Below are 2,263 nucleotides of genomic sequence, written 5' to 3'. Positions count from 1 at the left end.
GGATGTGCCCGGCGGCGGGCATGCGGCGCCACGCCCGGACACGGTCGACGGACACCGGGAGGAAGAGAACGCCGTCGGCCGTGACGTCCTCCAGCAGCACGGCCCCCGCCTGCAGGGCGCCGTCCAGCAGCGCGGGATGGGCCTCGTGGCCCTCCGGGTCGCAGGTGGCCGCGTAGTCCGCCAGCACCTCGCCCTCACCGACGCGCAGCTCGCGCAGGACCTGGAAGGCGGGGCCGTAGGCCAGGCCCGTGCGCCGGGTGAGGCGGTAGTGCTCCTCGCCGGTCCGGCGGCCGGGGAGTCCGGCGATCACCTCGTCGAGGTCGGTGAGTTCGGGCACGGGCGCCAGGAGGCGGCGCAGCCGGCCGCGGGCGTGCTGCCGCCAGGAGCCGTCCTTCCCGGCCCGCGCGGCGATGTGCACGATCCCGTCGTCGGGCGTCAGGGCCGTCTGCAGATCCAGCCGGCTGTCGTGGTCGTCGAAGGGCAGCGTCAGGGCCGCGGGGATCGTGAGATGGGTGATCTCGACGGCCGAGTCCAGGACGCGCCGTCCGGCGGAGAGCATCATGTCGACGTAGCCGGAGGCGGGCATCACCACCGCCCCGCCCACCTCGTGGCCGGCCAGCCACGGCACGCGCCCCGGGTCGAACGGCCCGTGCCAGACGGGATCCGCCACGGCCGCCCGCTCACCGAGCAGCGGATGGTCGACGGTCCCGTCGCCGCAGCCGCCCGCCCACGCCGCCGGGTCGCCGTTCCAGTGCGGTTCGCGCTGCCACGGATAGGCCGGCAGGTCCACCACCCGCCCGGGACGCGGGAAGAAGACCGAGGAGTCGTGCCGGGCCCCGCCCGCCAGCAGCCGCGCCACGGCGGTGGCCAGCGCCTCGCCCTCCGGTGCGTCGTGCGTCAGGGTGGGCACCACCAGGGCCGGCGGCCGCGCGGCTCCCGTCAGCCGCCGCAGATAGCCGCACAGCACGGGGCGCGGGCCGATCTCCACGTACACGTCGCAGCCCAGCTCCGTCAGCTGCTCGACAGCAGGGGCGAACAGCACCGGGCGGCGCAGGTTCTCCCACCAGTAGCGGGCGTCGAGCTCCGGCCCGGTCAGCACGGTCCCCGTCGTCGCCGACGCGTACGGCACGGCCGCCCGGCGCGGCTTGAGGCTGGCCAGCCCGGTCAGCAGATCGTCCTCCAGGCCGTCCATGGCCCGGCTGTGGAAGGCGTAGTCGAGATCCAGCCGGTGGAAGAAGACGCCGTGCTCGCGGCAGTGGTCGCCCAGCCGGTCGAGCGCCGCCCGGTCACCGCTGACCGTCACGTCCCGGCCGCTGTTGACGCCCCCGATCTCCAGCCGCCCGTCGTAGGGGGCCAGCAGGGCCCGCGCCCGGGAGACGTCCGTGCCGAGCGCGGCCATGCCCCCGGACCCGGCGGTGGTGGCCTGTGCCCGGGAGCGCACCACGACCACGCGCGCCGCCGACGCCAGATCCAGCGCGCCGGCCGCCCAGGCCGCGGCCATCTCGCCCGAACTGTGGCCGGTCACCGCCGCCGGCTCGACTCCCCGCGCACGCAGGGCGGCCACCACGCCCACCTGCACGGCGAACAGCAGCGGTTGCGCCACGTCCGTGGTGTCCGGCCGCCGGCGCTCCGCCGGCGCGGCCAGTTCCTCCGCCACCGACCAGCCCAGCAGCGGGCGCAGGGCCTCGTCCGCCTCGCCCACCGCCTGCCGGAAGCACGGATCCTCCGCCAGCAGGCCGGCCCCCATCCCCGCCCACTGCGAGCCGTTGCCGGAGAAGACGAACGCGACCTTGCCGCGCTCCACGCCCGTGGCCGCGGCACCGGCCCCCGGCAGTTCCCCCTCGGCCAGCCGGCGCAGCCGCGCGGCCGCCGTCGCCGGGTCCTCCGCCAGCACGGCGATCCGCTCCTCGTGCGCGGCACGCCGCCGGCAGGCGGTGTACGCCAGGTCGTAGAACTCCCCGGGCGCGCAGCCGTCGAGCCGGCCGGCCATCCGCCGCGCCGCCTCCGCGACGGCGCCCGGCGTCCGGGCCGAGACGACGACCGGCAGCGGTCCGGCGGGCGCGGGGGGCTCCGGCGCGCCGTCCGGGCCGGGCGCGGCGAGGACGACGTGCGCGTTGGCGCCGCCGAAGCCGAACGAGTTCACCCCGGCCACGGCGCGGCCGCCCGGGAGGGGTCCCGGCGGGAGCTCCCGCGTCGCCGGTGCCCGGCCCAGGGCGTCGGCGTCGCGGCCGGGGGTGAGGGGCGGCGCGCCGAGGTGCGCGGG

The 2,263-nt window shown here is 77.9% G+C and carries 1 protein-coding gene; it reads right to left on the bottom strand.

Features of this window, described 5'->3' with window-relative positions:
• A partial coding sequence (locus AB0K09_RS32695; RefSeq protein ID WP_366069022.1) for a type I polyketide synthase occupies nucleotides 1-2,263 on the bottom strand: 2,263 nt, incomplete at both ends.

It is taken from the genome of Streptomyces sp. NPDC049577 (genome assembly GCF_040675635.1).
In the GTDB taxonomy this organism is placed as follows: domain Bacteria; phylum Actinomycetota; class Actinomycetes; order Streptomycetales; family Streptomycetaceae; genus Streptomyces.
This window is presented reverse-complemented; position numbering and strand designations above follow the sequence as displayed.